Below are 19,061 nucleotides of genomic sequence, written 5' to 3'. Positions count from 1 at the left end.
AGTTTATAGAAATGAGTAGCTTTCACATACGAACGACTTATGTATGTGAGAGCTGCTTGTTTTCCAATCAATGAGCATTAATCTAAAAGGTGAACGGTGGGCGAATGGGAAAGCTATATAAAAGGAACCGAACGCTTTAGCCAAAGGAGTCACTGGATTATGAAAAAAATAGGGCTGTTTTTTCTAATAGTTGGGGCAGGCATAATCGGCTATTTTTATTTTGAATACCAATCAGCGACCTCGGGTGTAATGGAAATCCAAGATGAACGGGAAACATCCAGCCGCGAAATTGAAAAAACTTCTCTTGAACATGGTGAAGAAATTGCTGTATTAAAGATTCCTGTTTTAGAGAAGCAGTATTTAACATATTGGGGGACAGATGATGAGACGCTTGATCAAGGAGTAGGCATGCATGACAGCGAGTGGACCGGCACCCCTGAGGAAGAACGACATACGTTGCTGAGCGGCCACCGGGACACCGTTTTCCGGGAACTCGGCGATCTGCGGGAAGGAGATGAAATGATCGTTGAATACAATGGCGTTTCATATACTTACGCTATCAGTGATATCTGGATCACATCTGCAGAGGACACGTCCGTTGTGGTTGACAAAGATGAAGCGACGCTGACACTCTCTACGTGTTATCCTTTCCACCTTTTAGGGGATGCGCCGGACAGGTATATAATTGAGGCGGAACTGACCAGTGCAAAATAGGATGGAGCGGATTAAATGTAAAAGTTTTATTATAGGAACTGAATGTTGTTAACAAGTAAAACCTGAGACAAGGGTTTAAAAAACAGTTAAACATGTGCGTGCTTTAAACTGAGTAATTACAAAGTGCCTGTCCAACTGCTTAAAAGCAATGGACAGGCACTTTGTAATTTTACTCCAACTCATTTTCTCTCTGAGCCTTATTTCTTAATAAGTTTCTTTTTAGGGCGGCAAATCTTACATACTTTAATCGTTTCGCCTTCCTCATTTATGTGATCATAAAGCAATTTTATTCGTGTCCGGCCGCACAATGGGCATGTGCCTCTCCCTGAACTTTTTAATTCACGTAATACCTTCCCACGAGTAGTAGTAGCCACAACTTTACCTCCTGATTATTTTCAGAGGCTTATTTACAATCAGTTATATAAACCTCTGGTAATTTAAGTTCTTATGCAACCTTACATATTTTCCGAGTGTTGAAAAAGGCCAAATGGCTGTACTGCGCCGCGCAAATTTTCAAGTTTTGGTTCCTTTTTCAAAAATATATTTAAAGCCAGTAGTGACGGCAAGAGAACCACCCCCTTCGATAACTAGACACTCTATTATATTTAAGATAATGGTGATGTGATATTTGTTCATATATATATAATACCATGTTACTTGCTAAAGGTACATAAAATGATTATTTTGTTAAAGTAGCTGTCAATTCAGGAAAAAGAAAACGATTATAACGTCCTATACTCTGCAAACGGGTTGATGCGATCCTTTATTTTAATTAAGAAACAATGCATTTAGACAAAAAGAGGTGGATTAAGTGAGGTAAATTGAAAAAAGCGCTGCCTGTTTAAGTGCAGCACTTTAAAATATATTGAACATTGGTTAGAGAATGCTTTGTTCCTCAAGTTTTAAGAGGTATGATCAATTTGTTGAATCATAAATCTTAAAGCCTGATGAACGTCATTTATATGAGATTCCATTTGTTTTGAAATAAGATTGAATTTAGTTTTGCCACAGTCGGAAATCTGATATATGCGATGTACACGTGTATCATCATCTAACCAGGTACTTGACACTAATCCATCATTATCTAATTCTCTCAGCACTTGATAAAAATAGCCGTGATTATTCATCCATCCGAACCAGATGTTCATCTCTTTATACAAAGGACCGCCGTGCAAGGGCCCTTCCTGAATAAGGCGATGCAGTGTATACCACCGTATTAATCCTTTAACGTTAACCAGTTTGCTTAGGTATCGTTTCTCTTGAGAGGATGGCTCTGTCCCGAATGGAATTAATGTCTGAGAGGAAATTATCGTTTTCATGTGTTCTGTTATTTTGGCAAGTGTTATCAAAGTCGGATAGATTTTTTTCCGATAATCCTTAAGATTTTCGGCCCCTTGCTCGGTTAAGTAAAATATTTTCTTTCTTCCATCCTTCTGAAATTGAATTAGATGAGTCTCCCGGAGTTCTTCTATTGTTTTATAAATATAGGTTCTTGAACGCGTGGGACCGAATTTATCTTTCCTTGAATATTCTGAGACCAGACGGTGAATTTCTGCAGCATGTGCTGGTGTGTTATTTATTATTTGTAAAATAATTAGGTACAGAACGTCCTTTTGAGTAAGGCCTATCTTTTTTAAAGAATCTGACATTTCTGGCATTTAACTATCCCCCTGAGTAATTATTTTTACTAGACAGTAAATAATATTATTTATAAAAAAGTCAACTCATTTTGTTTTAAAATGCCCGCCTTATGCTTTTTTTGCAATGTTTCCAAACTAAACCTGAAAGAGATTATACACTAACAACTAAGTAGTTGGTAGATAAAAGCTGTTATTAAAATGAACGTGCAAATTAAAAAGTACCAGACTCTTCATCAATCCGGTACTTTCTATATTTTAAACATAAACAAAATACTGAAATTTTTCTCAGGGGGAATTGTTGATTTTAATTTAAATCACTTTCATCAATATCTACTAGGGAGAATACTTTTCCGTCAATTACACGTACTTCCATTGTCGTGTCATTATCTGATAAAAAAGCAAATATTCCATTATCAAATTCCGTGTACAGAGACTTTAAAAAGACTCCTTCATATTTAGTATTCCTGTCTTTTTCAAACTGCAAGTTGAAAGTACCATCTTCCTCTTCCGACAGGAATGCCTTTGTTCCCAGGTCATATTCCCATTCCTCCTGGGCCGAGGAGCGCTCCCTTGGAATAACTGTAATATCAGCAGAAGTGACTTCTTTTAACAAGACATCAATTAACGAGCGCCCTAATATTGAAGCCCACACGCTTTCAACCGTCTGACCTAAAATAATTTGCGAAATATTTTCCTTTTTGGCTGTATTAATTATGGTAGATGTGAGGTCTACTGCTTTGGCTTTTTTTATAACTACTGTCGCTTCGTATGCTTTGGCAAGTTCTTTAAACACTGAGATATCAATTTCTTTATGATAAACAAATTCATCATCCGCCAACGTATCAATAATCAAGATGATTAACTTCGCTCCTAATTTACCGGAAAGCTGTCCTGCTCGTCTTATTAATCTTCTGCCGGTCTGTCCATAATTTACACATACTAAAATCTTTTCTTTATTCATTTTAATCCTTCTTTCTGCTAGAGATAGTAAAAACTAAAATGCGGGCGTACCTTGGCAATTGACAGAATCACCAAAGTAAATTATAGGATATTACGGTACCAAAAGCAATTTTAAAACTGAACAGTAAACCGTCAGAGCGACAAGTATAGGTCGTAAAACATAGAAGGGGGCCATTCGAAAAAACCATGATAGTTAACGATGAGAATACTAAGAAAGTGGGAAATCTGTTGAAAGCGCTTTAATAATATTTTACATTTATTAAACTACAGTTTTTCCACTAACTTAAAGAGTCCGGGTTGCATCAGTAACATAAAATATTTTGTTATATTAACCACCCCGTGTCTAATAAATTTTCCTTAATGTGTACTTCATGATTATACTCAAGATAAATTTTTTTTCCTAAAATACTATAGGAAGGAGAAGTGAAGAGTTTTTTTTTTGAATACTTTAACTGGAGGTTATTTATGTTTTAATTAAAAAGCTAATGATCATCGTATTACTTCAAAGTTTAGTGTTTGCTTCGTTTTTTTCAGCCGCAACGGATGCAGTCCAGTCATCTGCCGTCCTTGAGTTAAACGGACAAGTTGAAATTGAGTTAGAGGGTAGAGGAGATACTTATTCAGGTGAGTTTGCAGGGCATAAGGGTGAAGGCAAGCTGATTCTTCAAAGCAGAGGTAAGCGTATTAAAAATAATCTTGACATTACTATCAATGGGAAAGATGTGGCTATTCATCCAAGTAACCTTAGACAGCAGAACACTGTAAAAATTGATATTAGTGAGTATATGAAACAAGGTGATAATGAACTTAAAGTCGTTCAAAGGAATAACGCCCTCAGTCCTAAGCTGATTATACCCTATCTAACCCTTAAAGAAGGTGCTCCAGAGGACGTAGGAATGTCTTTGGAAAAATTGGATAAAATTGATGGAATTGTCCAGCAGTCGATTAATGATGGTATTATCCCAGGGGGAGTGGTATTAGTCGCCAAGGATGGTGTGATTGTTAAAGAATCCAGTTATGGTGATGCCCAGAATTATGATATGGGGCAGTTACTGGAAGAACCGCGCCTAATGGAAACTGATACAATTTTTGATTTAGCCTCTGTGACCAAAGTGCTGGGAACTACTCAGGGAATAATGAAGTTAGTGAGCGATGGTAAACTAAATGTAGAAGATAAAGTAGCAGATATCATTCCTGCCTTTGGACAGGAAGGGAAAGAGGCCATAACAATTGAAGATTTATTAACCCATACTTCAGGTTTAACCCCATGGGCACCGACTTATTATTACGCGAACAACTCAGAAGGTGTGCTGGATTATATTAATAGCATGCCGCTGGATTATGAGACGGGGACAAACCGGGCTTACAGCGACTTTAGCTTTATGATGCTGGGTTTTATAATTGAAGAAGTTTCAGGGCAGAAGCTGAATCAGTACCTCGAGGAGGACATTTATAAAACAATAGAGTTGAAAGATACTCAATTTACACCTTCGTCTGATTTCACGGACCGGATTGCGTCTACTTCTTGGGGGAATCCATATGAATACAAAATGGTGCACGACCCTGATTTTGGTTATAAGGTAGATGTAGATTTAGAGGCGTTCGACAGCTGGAGAGACTATACTCTGACCGGCGAAGTAAATGATGGAAAAAGTTTCTATGCGAATGAAGGAGTGGCAGGGCATGCAGGGTTGTTTTCCACGGCCAGGGATTTATCAGTACTCGGTCAGTTAATGCTTAATGGAGGAGGGTATGGTAACAATAAACTCTATTCTCATCCAGTAGTAGAGCAATTCACTTCACCGCAGAGGTCAGGACACGGGTACGGCTGGGAAGTTGATTCACGCTGGTATATGGGTGACGAAAGAAACTCTGAGGCATTTGGACATACAGGTTTTACCCGAACCCAGGTTATTTTTGACCCTGCAGAGCAGCTCCAGATTATTATCCTTACTAATAAGCAAAATATGGGGACAATTTCCTCTGGTTCTTATTTCAGTACGGGCCCTCTCAGCAGAAACATAACTGATACTGTCTACCAATCTATTAAAGAGTAAATAATTGGCTGATTGGCAAATGCAGCTTTAAGTACTTTATAAAATCAGGCGGTTGACTGTAGCGTAAGCAGCTGTTTGCCGCCTGCCAAATAAATGAAAACGCTTTATAAGGTTGCGGCGCCAGCTTAAATAGTGTACGATTATAATATACAATATTTTGTACAAGCTTTGGGTGACCCTCGCTTAGGGCATTTAATAAACACAGCAAGCTGCAAAGACGACACGCGTTGAAGGAGTTTAAGTTATGGCTGGAAAACACGAAAAATTATACTCTAAAAATGGTCTTGCTGCCAAACATATTGCCGAGGCATTACTTAAGCTGGACGTCCCGTCGCGGATTCCAAGGGTCAGTGATTTCGTAGAAGATCTTTCTCTTGGAAGAGGCACAGTTCAAGGCGCGTTAAAGCTTCTTCAGGAGATGGGGGCGATTACTCTTGAAACTAAAGGTTATCAAGGTACCTACTTGATCAGGCGCGATGCTGATATGCTTATGGATATTGCCGGAATAGGACCGATAATCGGGGCGATGCCCTTACCATATTCAAAGAAATATGAGGGATTAGCAACAGGAGTATTAAAAGCTCTTGACCAGTCAGGGTACCGGGGAAATCTTGCATTTATGCGGGGGGCTAATCACCGTTTGCAGGCTGTGCTTGCTAACCGCTATGATTTTGCTATCGTATCAAAAATGGCAGCTGAGAAAGCATGTGCTCAGTCAGACAACCTGGAGATTATCATGTCTTTAGGGGAGAAGACCTATGTTACAAGCCACCGGGTTTTTTTCGCTTCACCTGAGGAAAAAGAATTAAGATCAGGTATGAAAGTGGGGATCGATTATTCTTCCATGGACCAGGCTATTATTACTGAATATGAATGCCAGGGACTTGATGTTGAGTTGAAAGACGTTAATTATATGCAAATGTTTAAAATGCTAAAAAGTAAAAAGATAGATGCTGCAGTATGGAACAGTGATGAGAATCTGTCATTTGATCTTTATCCTTCCGTTCCTGTTAAGGCGCAGGCTTCAATTAAACATTCTAAAAAAGTCAGTGAAGCATCCATCGTCATTGAATCAAGCCGTGAGGATATTAAATCAATTTTTGGGAAAATTCCTTCACAGTTTATTTGTGATATTCAGAAGAAAGTTGAAAATGAAGACATGTTTCCCCAATATTAAAGTTTTTTACCTAAAATATACAAAATACTGTATATTGATTATCCTTATAAAGGGGTGTTTCAAATGAAAAAAGAAGAGTTGACCACGAGGCTTAAGCTTTTAGAGGAGAGCGGCACAGTCAACACTGAAGCTGTAAGGGTTACTGTCAAAGCGTTTGACCGGCTGGTACAGACACTGGACTTATCTGCTGATGAAATCGAACAGTCTCAAATGCTTTTTACTCATTTGCCAATGGCATTAACGAGGGTTGACAAGAAAGAAAAATTGAAAGCGCCTCCACAAGAATTGTTTAAAGAAGTGCAAACGTCGCCCTTCTTTTCTGAAGCGGTTGCTGCAGTATCCGAAGTGGAGAAAGACTGGGGGCGTCCGCTCCCGCAGGAAGAAAAGGAATATTTACAGCTTCACTATACGACTATTTTTACACATTATTTAGGAGGGGATAACTAATGAAAATTGTAATTGGCGGCCAAGTAGAAAAGAAGGACATTGAAAAGCTGGTTAAGGAACAGGATGGCGGTATCACGACTACTGTAAAATCAGATTTAGAGGCGGCTATGGCGGTTAAAAGCGGACAGGCAGATTATTATATCGGTGCTTGCCACACAGGCGGGGGAGGTGCGCTGGCTATGGCTATGGCAATGCTTGGTGGGGACCAGTGTGAAACAGTCTCAATGCCTGGACGTCCTCCAAAGAAGGAAATAATTGATAAAGCTGTGGCTAATGGAAAGAAGGCGTTCGGCTTTACTTCGGATCATAAAGATACAGCTGTCCCTATGATTATTGAAGCTTTAAAAAACAAGCAGTCCTAATTATTAAAGGGAGCGGATAATAATGGAAATGATCTTAATAGTTTTAATTGGTGCGCTCGCAGCTGTTTTAGCTAACAGAAATATTGCAGTATTTAATGACGGTCTACGTCCTATTGTGGGAGAACACATAGAAGGGCGTCTCAGCCGGCGGGATTTAGGACTTACAGCCTTCGCCATGAGTTTTGGTCTGGTTATAGGTTTTGGTATTCCATTTACACTCACCGCAGCTATTATTCTTGTTCATAGTATTTTACTTGGGACAGATATTATCGGCCTGATGACTCCTAAAAATAAATGGGGAACGCCAGTGGCCGCAGCTGTGGGCGGCTTATACGGCGCGGGTCTTCTTATCGGTCTCGAGGGTTTTGTGAACATGTTCGAGTATTTGCCAATCAATTTCCTTGAAGAAATGGAAATGATAGGGGCGCCTGTTATTGTCACCTTTATGGCTTTCCCCGCCTTGGCGATAGCGTTTCAGTTCAGTGTGAAAAAAGGTGTAATCACTTTTCTGATAGCCGCACTCGTCCGGCAAATTGCTGTCTGGTTTAATGAAACGGGTCTATTAACCATTGGAGGGACAGAAGTAGTTTTAAACCAGGAAGGGATGGCCCTTATTGTCGGTATGGTTTTCCTGTTGATTTTTGCGATGAACGAAAAAAGGGATGAGGACAGCAGCGGGGTGGATCTCGCCAGTATGTTCAGTGAAAAGGTGAAAAATATCAGGAAGAATATGTTTGTACTCGCAGCTCTAGGGGCTCTGATTGCTGCTGGAACTAACGCCTTTATTATGGCCGGTGACCCTATATCATTAACGTTGCTGTCGGAAGGCCAAATTAATGATGCAGGCTTTGCAGCAGCTGCAAGAGCGATCGGCTTTATTCCGCTTGTGGCCAGTACGGCAATAGCTACAGGTGTCTACAGCCCGGTTGGGTTTACTCTCGTCTTTGTAGTCGGATTCTTTGTACCAAACGTATGGCTGGCACTTGGATTAGGGTTTGTCGTCATTATTCTGGAAGTATTGCTGCTCAGTTCAATTGCGCGTTTCCTTGACCGTTACCCTGGAATACGAAACTCTGGAGAAAACATTAGAAGTGCTATGACCCGTTTGCTGGAAGTTGCGCTGCTAATCGGCGGAGCTAACGCAGCGAATGCTATTGCACCGGGATTGGGCTTCTTTATTATCGCAGGCTTCTATTTGCTTAACGAAGCTGCAGGGCGTCCAGTTGTCCGTGTGGCTGTAGGTCCGGTAGGTGCTATTGCAGTTGGTATCATTGCGAACATTCTGGCGTTAATAGGCTTAATGTAACTCATATAGCAAAACTATGAATTCTGGAGGGGACACCATGTTTATACAAACAGTCAGAGGAAGGATTGACAGTAAAGAATTGGGCATTTGTGCCGCTCATGAACATCTGTCCATTGATCTGTCGCGAATAAAAAAAGATCCGGATACTATTCTTGATGATGAAGAGGGCGCGATCGAAGAAGTTAAAGCTTTTGCTAAGTCCGGGGGCGAAGCTATCATTGAAGTGACAAATGATGGAATGGGCAGGGATGCAGAAAGACTTAAAAGAATAAGCGAAGCAGCCGATGTCCATATAGTCGCGTGTACCGGGTTCTATAAGGACCCGTTCATCCCTTCTTTTGCACAGGGATGGGAAGCTGAACGTTTTGCTGAACATTTCATTAAAGAAGCGGAAGAAGGAATTGAAGGAACATCTATCTATCCAGGTATTATAGGGGAAGTAGGAACGAGCAAAAATGAAATGAAACCTGTGGAGAAAGAGCTTCTGACTGGGGCAGCCAAAGCAGGGCTGGTGACAGGATTGCCGGTTACTACTCACACTACTCTTGGAACTTTAGGAAAAAAACAAATGATGTTATTTGATAAGCTCGGTCTCCCGCCTGAACAGATTATCATCGGTCACCAGGATCTTAATCCTGATGACGAAGAAGTTCTTGAAGTACTGAAAACCGGGACTTATATAGGTTTCGATACCATTGGTAAAACCAATTACCGGCCTGATAGTGATAGAATGGCTTCTTTAATTAAGTTTGTCGAGGCAGGCTGCGAAGATCAGATTCTTCTTTCAGCAGACCTGACAAGGAAATCCCACTGGAAAAAGTATAACGGTCCAGGGTACGGACTTGTCCTCGACTATTTTATCCCTGAATTTAAGAAGAAAGGGGCAGATGATACCCTTATTCATAAACTGCTGGTGAAAAACCCTGCCCGTGCTTTTTCAATAAATAAATGAGGTGAACAGGATGAGCAGCCATCAACCAGAAAACCAATCGCTTCTTCCAGTAATGTCTATGGAAGAAGCTATGAAGAAACAGTTCAAATTTGTTAAGTCTATCAGCAGGTATTTTGATGGAAATTCATTTATGTCATATGGTGATTTAGGATTACACCCTCAATATAAACGGCCTGAAACAACCGCTAAAGCTGAACAAGTGCTGGCGGATTTCTTTGAAGCAGAAGCCGCCGTTCTTGTCCGCGGTTCGGGAACCGGAGGTATAAGGACGCTGCTCAGTGTTCTGCTTCACCCGGGAGATACAATGATTATTCATGAAGCCCCTGCCTATAACACTACGAAAGAAACACTCAGGATGCTCGGCTTGAAAACGATAAAAACAGATTTTAATAATTTAAATCGTTTAACCGATTTTCTAAAAAACGATAAGACTTCAAAAGAGGCAAAAGTTTTTTATATTCAGCACGCCAGACAGCAGCCGTCTGATAATTATGATATCAAGCGGGTGATTCAACTGGTAAAAGACCATCGCCCTGATCTGACGATAGTCACTGATGATAACTATTGTGCTATGAAAACACCAGGGATTGGCGTTGAGTACGGGGCAGATTATGCTACTTTTTCAGGGTTTAAAGTGCTGGGGCCTGAAGGTGTCGGAGTCATTGCAGGTTTAGAGAAGGGAATAAAAACTGTACGTGAGAGAAATTACTCCGGAGGCGGCCAAGTACAAGGGTTTGAAGCGCTTGATCTTCTGAGAATGATGACGTTAGCGCCTGTTTCTCTGGCAGTTCAGAATGCTCAGGTTACTGAGTTGTATAAAAAGCTTAAAGGAGGGGGGCTCTCCGGTGTCGAGAGTGTTCAGCTGACAAATGCCCAATCAAAAAATGTTCTGCTTACATTTAAGGAACCTGTGGCTAAAGAGGTGATTGAAGCGAGTGTGGCGTTTGGCGCGGCTAACAAACCCATTGGAGCTGAATCAAAATATGAGATTTTACCTCTTATTTATAAGCCGTCAGGGAGCTTTATTGAAAGCGATCCTCGATTAAAAGATCACGGGATTAGAATTAATCCAATGAAATCTGATGCGGATCATATCTTGTCGATTCTTGAAAAAGCATTAGCGAATGTTAAACGATAAAAGTCAGGAGGTGGATGAATGTGTTTTTAGATAAAGTCAGAGAGCTGAACCCCGGCCTTGCAGAAACAGGGGCAGCTATGCATCAAAACGGAACTATTCCACCGAACACTTACGTTATTGATCTGGATATGCTGGCCAGTAATGTCCGCTCCCTGGCATCAGATGCTGAAAAGAATAATCTCGAACTCTATTTTATGAGTAAACAAATTGGAAGGTTGCCTCAGATTGCCAGGTGGATTCGTGACAATGGTATTGAAAAAGCGGTAGCAGTGGAGTTCAACGAAGGAAAAATCCTTCACGAAGCAGGGATCAAGATAGGGAATATTGGTCACCTTGTACAACCCGGAAAACATGAATGGGAAGAAGTCCTCCGTTGGAAGCCGGAAGTTGTGACTTTATTTTCTGTTGCTCGGGCAAAACAATTATCTGAGGCGGCTTTGAAGGCTCATATGTGCCAGCCAGTTATTCTCAGGGTAATAGATGAAGGAGATATAGTTTTCCCTGGTCAGGAAGGCGGGTTTCAACTTAAGGGGCTTCGGGATGAGCTTAAAGAACTTATCACACTGGAAGGTATAGAAGTAGTGGGAGTGACTTCATTTCCCAACTTTATGTTAAATGATGAGCAAACTGGTTTTTCACCGACCCATAATTTTCAAACTCTTTTAAAAGCAAAGGCTTTACTTGAACAAGAAGGAGTAAAGGTGAGGCATGTGAACGGTCCGAGTGCGACTTGTTCTGAAACCACGCCTATATTAGAGGGGCATGGGGTGACCCACGGGGAACCCGGTCATGCGCTCACAGGGACGACCCCTCTTCACAGCAAAGTTACACTTCCTGAAAAGCCGGCGATGATTTATGTGAGCGAGGTATCCCACGAAGATAAGGAACATGCTTACGTGATCGGTGGAGGTTTTTACGTACGCGGGCAGGTGACAGGCGCATTTGTCGGGAGCCGGCCAGAGACCATCTTTGACAACAGACTGGACGCTGTTCCGCCTTCCCTTGAAAATATTGATTATTATGGCATGTTAAAGAAAAACAGCGAGTCAGAAAGGCTGACTGGCCAGAGCGTGGTTTACAGTTTTCGAACCCAGATTTTTGTAACCAGAGCAAATGTAGCTCTTGTGGCAGGTATCCAGTCAGGTACTCCGAGACTTTATCATTTGGAAAGGAGCAGGTGATCCCTAATGGGAAAAGCAATTCTACTTGTGTTGGACGGACTCGGGATTGGTGCCATGAAAGATAGTAAAGAAGTCAAGCCTGAAGACATAAACGCCCATACTTTAAATCATATACGTCAACATTACCCTTTGCACATACCAGTCTTGGATAAGCTAGGACTGGCCGGTCTTGTCGAAGGGAGAAAAGAATTCAAGGAAGCTGCTTGCGGAAAAGCAAACCTTGCACACGCAGGAGCAGATACGTACATGGGGCACCAGGAAATAGCGGGCAGTTTCCCAAAGGCTCCTGCCAAGCGGCTTATGAAGGATATTCATTCTGCTCTAGGTAATCAAATTAAAGAGGCTGGCTATAAGGTGGAGTACCCTTGGAATAACAAGCCCCTGCTGCTTATTAACGAGGCAGTCGTTATTGGGGACAATTTGGAGTCAGCTGTCGGAAATATTATTAATATGACAGCGGACCTAAATAAAATGCCTTTTCAGGATGTTAAAAAACTTGCAGAAACTGTAAGAGAATTTGTTGATACAAGCAGGGTAATTGCTTTCGGGAACGCAAGGAAGGCTACACTGGATGATATTCTGGGTGCCGTACGTGAAGGGAAGGCAGGCCAATGGGGAGTAGACAGTCCTAAATCCGGCGTATACGGGGAAGGTTATGAAGTCTTTCATTTAGGATATGGCGTTAATATTTACGGGCAGTTTCCAATGATAGCCGCCCGCGCCGGACTTCCAGTATACCGAATCGGTAAAACCGCTGATGTCCTTCACGGGGAGGGACCCGCCTATCCGATTGTGAAGACTGCCGACGTCCTAAAAAAGCTTGAAGAAGAATACATGAAAGAAACGGGTGATGCTGCCTATTTAGTAAACGTCCAGGAAACTGATCTTGCTGGCCACAAAGAAGATGTCAATTGGTACGGTGAAATCCTGGAAGAAGTCGACCGGTTTTTAGAAGGGTTCATACCGTCACTTGAAAACAATGATATTCTTATTATTATGGCTGACCACGGCAATGACCCGACAATAGGCCATTCAAACCACACCCGTGAACAAGTCCCCATCATTGTGACAGGAAAGCAAGTAATACCTGGGTATTTAGGAGAGCGCGAAACGATGGCCGATGTAGGCGCCACACTTTCCAGCTACTTCAGCCTTAAACCAACAGAAAAAGGAACAAGTTTTCTATAAGAGGAAAAGGGAGGAGAAGCTCCCTTTTTTTGTGCGCAGAGATTAGAAGAATGTTAACGAGACATCTAATACTGTGGAGGGGATTTTTACGTATAATATGAAAAATATAACAAACAAAATTTCCCTTTATGATTTAAGGGGACTGTCTCCTCGCACATTAACGTTGTAAAGCTAGCCCCCCAATTTAGCAAAGATTGCGGCACTTGCCGAAACTGAACAAATCAGCACTCCGCCAGTTCAGGCACCAACCCCCAATAATCCGGCGATCTTTTAATTCCTGAGCGCTCTTAACCCCTGTACTTCACGCTCCTTTAATCTCCACTGACATCTCCTCCATAAACTAAATAACCACTAATAATCCCCAGACTTTTTTGCTATGATAAAAGCATGATAAATGTATCGAAGCGGGGTGAGTATCAGATGCGGTTCTGGGCGTGGATCGGATTGCTGTTAATCACGTGGGGATTAGGGTTAATGCATGGCGGAGGGACACTGATAGATGACCCGTTTCGGTTAGCGGGAAGTGCCCTCTTTTTCAGTTTGTATTTCTTACTTCCTCTTTTTAATAGTCATAAAATAGGGCAAACTGTCCTCTTCTGCGTTGGGGCAGTGGCGCTTACATGGGCGTACTGGCCTGAAACGGGATGGGAGGCTAATCCTTATCAACTCATTTTGGTTGTCATGATTATGGGAGAGGCGGTATACCGGCTGCAACCATGGCAAATGGCTGCCATGGGAGGAGTATTGGCGGCCGGACTGGCGCTGCCTGTGGCCGCAGGTCTTCCCGCTTACCCACCGGCATTTCTTCTGCTTTTAACACTCCTTATAACAGCAGGAAGTGTCTTTTTTTACCAGAATTTGTCCCGGGAGCGGCAAATGAGTGAGCAGCATGAAGCCCTGCTGATTGAATTCAGAAAACTGAAACGTTCAGCTGCGGCAGGAGAAGCAGCGGTCAGGCGGGAAGAACGGACACAGATTGCCCGTGATATTCATGACTCGGTCGGCCATAAACTGACAGCCCTTCTTATGCAGCTCGAAGTCTTTCGTCTGCAGGCAAGTGACACTCATAAGGAGGCTGTTTCCGAGTTAAAACGTCTCGCAAAAGACAGTCTGGAGGAAACACGGCGGGCGGTTAAAACGTTGAATAAAGAAGAGACCGGAGGATTGCCGGCTATCATCCGTCTTATCCGCAAGCTTGAAGCGGAGAGTTTCCTGAGAGTGCATTTTGGCGTTAAACATGGCGCGCTGACGGCTCCTTTAAGGAACGACCAGGCGATTGCTGTTTACAGGGCTGTCCAGGAAGCATTAACAAACATGATGAGGCACAGCGGAACGAAGGAAGCGGAAGTCATTTTTGAAGTGCCGGGAGGGTCGGTTTTCCGTTTTGAAGTCAGCCACAGAACAACGAACGATGGACCTCTAAAAGAAGGATTTGGAATTAAAGCCATGCGCGAACGGGTTGAGCAGGCTGGGGGAGAACTGGATGTCTTAAAGCATTCGGGAAGTTTTATCGTTCGGGGCACTTTACCTCTGTACAAAAAGGAAGGTGGCAGCAATGATTGATATTTTACTCGCTGAAGACCAGAGCATGGTCCGCCAAGGGCTGAAAATGATGATCGAAACAGACCCGGAAATGAGAGTGTTAAAAGAGGCCCAGAATGGGAAAGAGACAGTGGCTATTTGCGAGAGCCATGCTGTCGACCTGGTGATTCTCGATATCCGTATGCCTGTTATGGACGGACTCGCGGCTGCGAGAGAAATCCACCGGCGCTGGCCTGATCAGAAAATGCTAATTTTGACGACTTTTAATGACGATGACTATGCTCTTGAAGCCTTAAAATGCGGTGCGAGCGGCTATATGCTGAAAGACGCTGATGCGGAAGAACTGATCCGGGCGATAAGAAGCTGCTTATCAGGCGGGCTCACCCTTCAGGACCATGTCGCTGCTAAAGTCATGCCCCGACTCTTAAACCAGGTTCATGAGAAACAGGAGCTCGACCCGAATTTAACACCGCGGGAAATTGCAGTTATTAAACTGATTGGAAACGGCAAAAACAACCAGGAAATTGCGAACGAGCTTTGTTTGTCTGTCGGGACCGTAAAAAATCATATCAGTGTCATATTGGATAAGTTAACGCTCCGCGACCGTACTCAGATCGCTATTTACGCGATTCGCCATCACCTCGTATAATTTTTATAACACAGACGCAGACTTTTGATGAGCCGGCAATGACTTGACAATGAATCAGCATCCCAGTCTTTCGACTGCGTCTCTATTATTTTAGGGGACGGCGGAAAACGCCACCTTTCTAAAAAAAATGACTAAAGTCATATCTTTTAAATAAACAAGTGACGGGAGACAGTGGGAGCACTGTCTCTTTCTTTATATAATCAATTCAGATAGAAGAAAAAGAATGGAGTGGTGGACGGTGTTGGAAACGGAAGAGCTTCGTAAAGTATACAAAGGGACGGCAGCTGTGGACAGCGTCAATTTATTTTTGGAAAAAGGAGAGTCAGTCGGCCTGTTAGGGCCAAACGGGGCAGGGAAGTCGACGACGATATCTATGATCGCTTCACTCATAGCGCCCTCGGCAGGGGACGTCCGTCTTAATGGAAAAAGTGTGCTTAAGCATCCGAATGAGATCCGCAAAGTGCTTGGAATTGTGCCTCAGGAAATTGCCCTGTATCCCGAACTCACAGCTTTTGAAAACCTGAAATTTTTCGGGCGGATTTACGGACTGAAGGGAGAGGCTCTCAGCAGACGGGTTCAGGAAGTGCTTAAGCTTCTTGGCCTGGAAGATCGCCAGAAAGATCTTGTCAAAACGTATTCCGGGGGAATGAAACGGCGAATTAATATCGGCGCCGCTCTTCTGCATCAGCCTGAAATTCTTATTATGGATGAACCAACCGTCGGCATCGATCCCCAGTCCCGGAGCTACATTCTGGATACAGTCAGAAAGCTGAATGAAGAGAAAGGGATGACAGTGCTGTACACGAGCCATTACATGGAGGAAGTTGAGCGGCTCTGTGACCGGGTCTATATTATGGATCACGGGAAAGTAATCGCCTCTGGAACAAAGGATGAACTGAAAAGCATTCTTTCAGGTGAAGAAGCAATTTTAGTCGAGATGGACCGGGATTATCCGGGGCTTGTAAAAGAACTGGAAGCGGATGAGGCGATTTTGCAGACGATAGAAATTGATAAGGGGCTGAAGCTTATCGTGCCGAAAGGAAGCCGGCTGCTCGGAAAAATCTTTCAGGCAGCAGAACGGCACGGCGCCCAGATATCAAACATTACCGTTCAAGTGCCGACGCTTGAGGATGTCTTTTTGCACCTGACCGGCAGGAAACTCAGGGACTAGGGGGGAGTGGCATGCTTTCATTTATTCTTAAAGATTTAAAAATTATGGCCCGTGACAGGACAGAACTGCTTGTCCTTCTGTTAATGCCGCTCATCCTGATTGGGATCCTCGGTTTCGCCTTGCGGGGCATGTTTGAAGGAAACACGGCTGCTCTTGAGATGGAGGTGGCGCTCGTGCAGCTGGATGATGAGGAAGCAGGTATTGAGGCGTTTATTGAAGACCTTGAAGAGAGCGGGGCACCGGATGAGCAGGTTCAGGCGCTAGGAAATGCTGCCCGCGACATCAGCCCGTCCCGTCTTCTAATGGCAATGTTTGAAAATGATGAGCTTGAAGAAATCATTGCAATTGTTGAGACGGATCAGGAAACAGCTGAGTCCTATGTACGAAACGAAGAAGTGGCGGCAGTTTTAACCATTCCCGAGCATTTCACCTACGATTCGCTCAGAAAAATGATGCTCGATGAAGGGGAAGGCAGTTCGCTTGCCTTAACTGTAACGGAGTATGGCTCTCTCCGGGCAAGTATTTTTAACGATGTAATTAGTCAGTTTGTAAGAGAACTTAATTTTGAAACGGCAATTGCTCAGGCATACGGCGGAGGATTGCCGCTCGGAGAAGAGGCAGAGACTGGCGGGAGGGAATCGGCCACAGCGGCCGATCCGGTCAGTTCAATGCAGTATTACGCTCTCGGCATGGCCGTCATGTTTGTCCTTTACGTGAGTTCAACTTTGTCGAGTAAAGCTTTTGTGGAAAAAAAGCAACACGTCTTTTACCGGATCCTGTTGACGGGAACCCACCCGGTGACCTATTTAAGTGGAAAATTTATATCTGCGTCGCTGATTGCGTTCCTTCAGCTTGCCATATTATTTTCCCTCTCGGCAATCGTTTTCCAGGCCTTTACGTTTCATTCCATTAATTTCTGGCTTGGCATGGCGGGAATTTCAGCTGCACTCTCACTATGCGTGGGGGCGCTCGCAGCATTATTGACAGCTCTTGTAGTCAGGTATAATAACGACGCTATTTCAAGTATATTCTCAGGTGGGGTTGTTTCCTTGTTCGCCTTCGTTGGCGGCAGCTTTTTCCCGACGGATAACATGCCTGCTTTCTTTAATTTCATTGGAAGCTGGACACCTAACGGGGCAGGCCTTGCGGCATATGTGCAATGGCTCCAGGGCTACGAGACGTCGGTAATTATGGGCTCACTTCTCCGTATTGCTGTGGCTACAGTTATTATTATAGTTGTCAGTCTGTTAATTTTTCCAAGAAGGAGGTCGACGATCGTATGAAATCAATCTACCTGCACCAGTGGCAACGGTTTCGCAGGGCGCCGATGCTCGTTGTGTCCTTCTTCTTATTAACAGTCGTTTTTGTTTTTACACTTGCCGGGTTTCAGTCGGATGATAAATTCACCGTGCTTGCTTTCGTAAAAGAGGGCTCCTCAGATCAAGCCGCCGAAGAGTGGAGCGACCGCTTAAACGAATCTGAAGGGATGTTCTTTGATCTGAGAGAAGAAGAAGAGGTCCGTGAGATGATGCGGGACGGCCGTACGAATTTTGCTCTTGCCGTCGGTGATTCGGATTACCGCATGGTGGTGGCTGCTGAGGACGCCAATCTTATTACAGTAGAGAGCTACACGGCTCAGGTGTTCCGGGAAGAATTCCGTCTAAAGCAGGCGGAAGAAGCCGGAGGAGAAAACATACGTGAAGACATTCAGTCGTCCCTCGAAGACCCGGTCCTCACCGTTACCACTGAAACGATCCAGGGCGCTGAAGGCACTTTTGTTTATGACAATCAAATTCAGACACTCTTTGGAATGACCCTTTTCTTCTCCATCTATACGATGATTTTCAGCCTCATGAATGTCACTGAAGAAAAGCGGACGGGTACATGGGACAGATTAATTGTCTCTCCATTAAAAAAATCACAGATGTATATTGGGCATTTTCTCTATTGTTTCACAGTGGGCTATGCCCAAATAGTGGTCATTTTTCTCCTTTTTAAATACGGCCTGGGATTTGACCTTGGCGGGAATTTCCCTGCTATTCTTATCGTTGTCGGCTGCTATGCGTTTGCTATTGTCGCTCTCGGCACACTGCTGATGGGGCTTGTCAAATCATCTCAGCAGCTCCAGGCCGTCATACCGATCGTGGCCACAGCCATGGCTATGCTTGGCGGCGCATTCTGGCCGATAGAAATCGTCACAAATAACATCGTTCTGTTCCTGTCACAGGGCATGCCGATCCTCTACGCGCTGGACGCTTTAAAAAGCATCGCCATATACGGCCGCGGTCTTGCCGACTTAGCCCAGCCTCTCAGCATCTTAATCCTCTTCGGTGTCGTATGCATGGGCGTGGGAGTTAATTTAATGGAACGGAGGGGTTAGGAAAAGAGAGTTGATTAAACGAATATATGGTCCACTCAACATGCGGATGATCGAGTGAGCGGACGATAAAACGAATATATGGTCTTCTCACCGGGCGGATGATTGAGTGAGCATGGCTGCGGGGGAGGGTATACAGGCGATTTATGAACTGAAAGCAGATGTGCTAAAATCATAAATAAACGACCGGTTAGGAGGCT

18 protein-coding genes are annotated in these 19,061 nt (G+C 43.5%); 15 read left to right on the top strand and 3 right to left on the bottom strand.

All coding sequences use genetic code 11. The features are described 5' to 3' along the window. Positions 1–159 precede the first annotated feature (159 nt). On the top strand, positions 160–714 hold the full coding sequence (locus K8O68_RS04745) for a class D sortase (RefSeq protein ID WP_230895792.1): 555 nt from the start codon (positions 160–162) through the stop codon (positions 712–714). 197 nt (positions 715–911) lie between these two features. On the opposite strand, the gene K8O68_RS04740 is transcribed toward K8O68_RS04745, so the two are convergent. The 3 genes from K8O68_RS04740 to K8O68_RS04730 form a co-directional block, all read right to left on the bottom strand. Continuing rightward, positions 912–1,088, bottom strand: a complete 177-nt coding sequence (locus K8O68_RS04740; RefSeq protein WP_230895791.1) for a hypothetical protein — start codon at positions 1,086–1,088, stop codon at positions 912–914. A gap of 528 nt (positions 1,089–1,616) precedes the next feature. Beyond that, positions 1,617–2,372 (bottom strand): PadR family transcriptional regulator, encoded by a 756-nt coding sequence (locus K8O68_RS04735; RefSeq protein ID WP_230895790.1) that lies wholly within the window; start codon positions 2,370–2,372, stop codon positions 1,617–1,619. A 286-nt stretch (positions 2,373–2,658) separates the two neighbouring features. Beyond that, positions 2,659–3,315: an adenine nucleotide alpha hydrolase family protein gene (locus K8O68_RS04730; protein ID WP_230895789.1), complete on the bottom strand. Its 657-nt coding sequence runs from the start codon at positions 3,313–3,315 to the stop codon at positions 2,659–2,661. Between the two features lie 484 nt (positions 3,316–3,799). On the opposite strand from K8O68_RS04730, the gene K8O68_RS04725 reads away from it, so the two are divergent. The 14 genes from K8O68_RS04725 to K8O68_RS04660 all read left to right on the top strand — a co-directional run bounded on the left by K8O68_RS04725 (position 3,800) and on the right by K8O68_RS04660 (position 18,864). Then, positions 3,800–5,371 (top strand): serine hydrolase, encoded by a 1,572-nt coding sequence (locus tag K8O68_RS04725; protein WP_230895788.1) that lies wholly within the window; start codon positions 3,800–3,802, stop codon positions 5,369–5,371. A gap of 244 nt (positions 5,372–5,615) precedes the next feature. Further along, positions 5,616–6,548 carry a GntR family transcriptional regulator YhfZ gene (gene yhfZ / locus K8O68_RS04720; RefSeq protein ID WP_230895787.1) on the top strand — a complete coding sequence of 311 codons (933 nt, stop codon included), beginning with the start codon at positions 5,616–5,618 and terminating at the stop codon, positions 6,546–6,548. A gap of 63 nt (positions 6,549–6,611) precedes the next feature. Then, positions 6,612–6,995: a PRD domain-containing protein gene (locus K8O68_RS04715; RefSeq protein ID WP_230895786.1), complete on the top strand. Its 384-nt coding sequence runs from the start codon at positions 6,612–6,614 to the stop codon at positions 6,993–6,995. After that, the gene (locus K8O68_RS04710) at positions 6,995–7,357 is read left to right on the top strand and encodes a DUF2620 domain-containing protein (protein ID WP_093051255.1); all 363 of its coding nucleotides are present in this window, start codon (positions 6,995–6,997) and stop codon (positions 7,355–7,357) included. Before K8O68_RS04715 ends, K8O68_RS04710 begins: the two co-directional genes overlap by 1 nt. Positions 7,358–7,379: 22 nt before the next feature. Beyond that, on the top strand, positions 7,380–8,663 hold the full coding sequence (locus tag K8O68_RS04705) for a YhfT family protein (protein ID WP_093051252.1): 1,284 nt from the start codon (positions 7,380–7,382) through the stop codon (positions 8,661–8,663). 37 nt (positions 8,664–8,700) lie between these two features. Beyond that, on the top strand, positions 8,701–9,615 hold the full coding sequence (locus K8O68_RS04700; RefSeq protein WP_230895785.1) for a phosphotriesterase family protein: 915 nt from the start codon (positions 8,701–8,703) through the stop codon (positions 9,613–9,615). Positions 9,616–9,625: 10 nt separating this feature from the next. Continuing rightward, entirely contained in the window at positions 9,626–10,753 is a 1,128-nt protein-coding gene (locus tag K8O68_RS04695) for an aminotransferase class V-fold PLP-dependent enzyme (protein ID WP_230895784.1), read from the top strand. A 20-nt stretch (positions 10,754–10,773) separates the two neighbouring features. Then, entirely contained in the window at positions 10,774–11,934 is a 1,161-nt protein-coding gene (locus K8O68_RS04690) for an alanine racemase (protein ID WP_230895783.1), read from the top strand. 6 nt (positions 11,935–11,940) lie between these two features. After that, positions 11,941–13,122: a phosphopentomutase gene (locus K8O68_RS04685; RefSeq protein ID WP_230895782.1), complete on the top strand. Its 1,182-nt coding sequence runs from the start codon at positions 11,941–11,943 to the stop codon at positions 13,120–13,122. Positions 13,123–13,542: 420 nt separating this feature from the next. Then, positions 13,543–14,685 (top strand): sensor histidine kinase, encoded by a 1,143-nt coding sequence (locus K8O68_RS04680; RefSeq protein WP_230895781.1) that lies wholly within the window; start codon positions 13,543–13,545, stop codon positions 14,683–14,685. Then, positions 14,678–15,313, top strand: a complete 636-nt coding sequence (locus K8O68_RS04675) for a response regulator transcription factor (RefSeq protein WP_230895780.1) — start codon at positions 14,678–14,680, stop codon at positions 15,311–15,313. Before K8O68_RS04680 ends, K8O68_RS04675 begins: the two co-directional genes overlap by 8 nt. Positions 15,314–15,551: 238 nt before the next feature. Continuing rightward, a complete protein-coding gene (locus K8O68_RS04670; RefSeq protein ID WP_230895860.1) occupies positions 15,552–16,484 on the top strand; it encodes an ABC transporter ATP-binding protein in 933 nt (310 codons plus the stop codon). Positions 16,485–16,495: 11 nt separating this feature from the next. Further along, a complete protein-coding gene (locus tag K8O68_RS04665; protein ID WP_230895779.1) occupies positions 16,496–17,767 on the top strand; it encodes an ABC transporter permease in 1,272 nt (423 codons plus the stop codon). Further along, entirely contained in the window at positions 17,764–18,864 is a 1,101-nt protein-coding gene (locus K8O68_RS04660; RefSeq protein WP_230895778.1) for an ABC transporter permease, read from the top strand. Before K8O68_RS04665 ends, K8O68_RS04660 begins: the two co-directional genes overlap by 4 nt. Positions 18,865–19,061 lie beyond the last annotated feature (197 nt).

Origin of the sequence: Salipaludibacillus sp. CUR1, from assembly GCF_021028955.1 — a bacterium.
Classification (GTDB): Bacteria; Bacillota; Bacilli; order Bacillales; family Salisediminibacteriaceae; genus Salipaludibacillus.
This window is presented reverse-complemented; position numbering and strand designations above follow the sequence as displayed.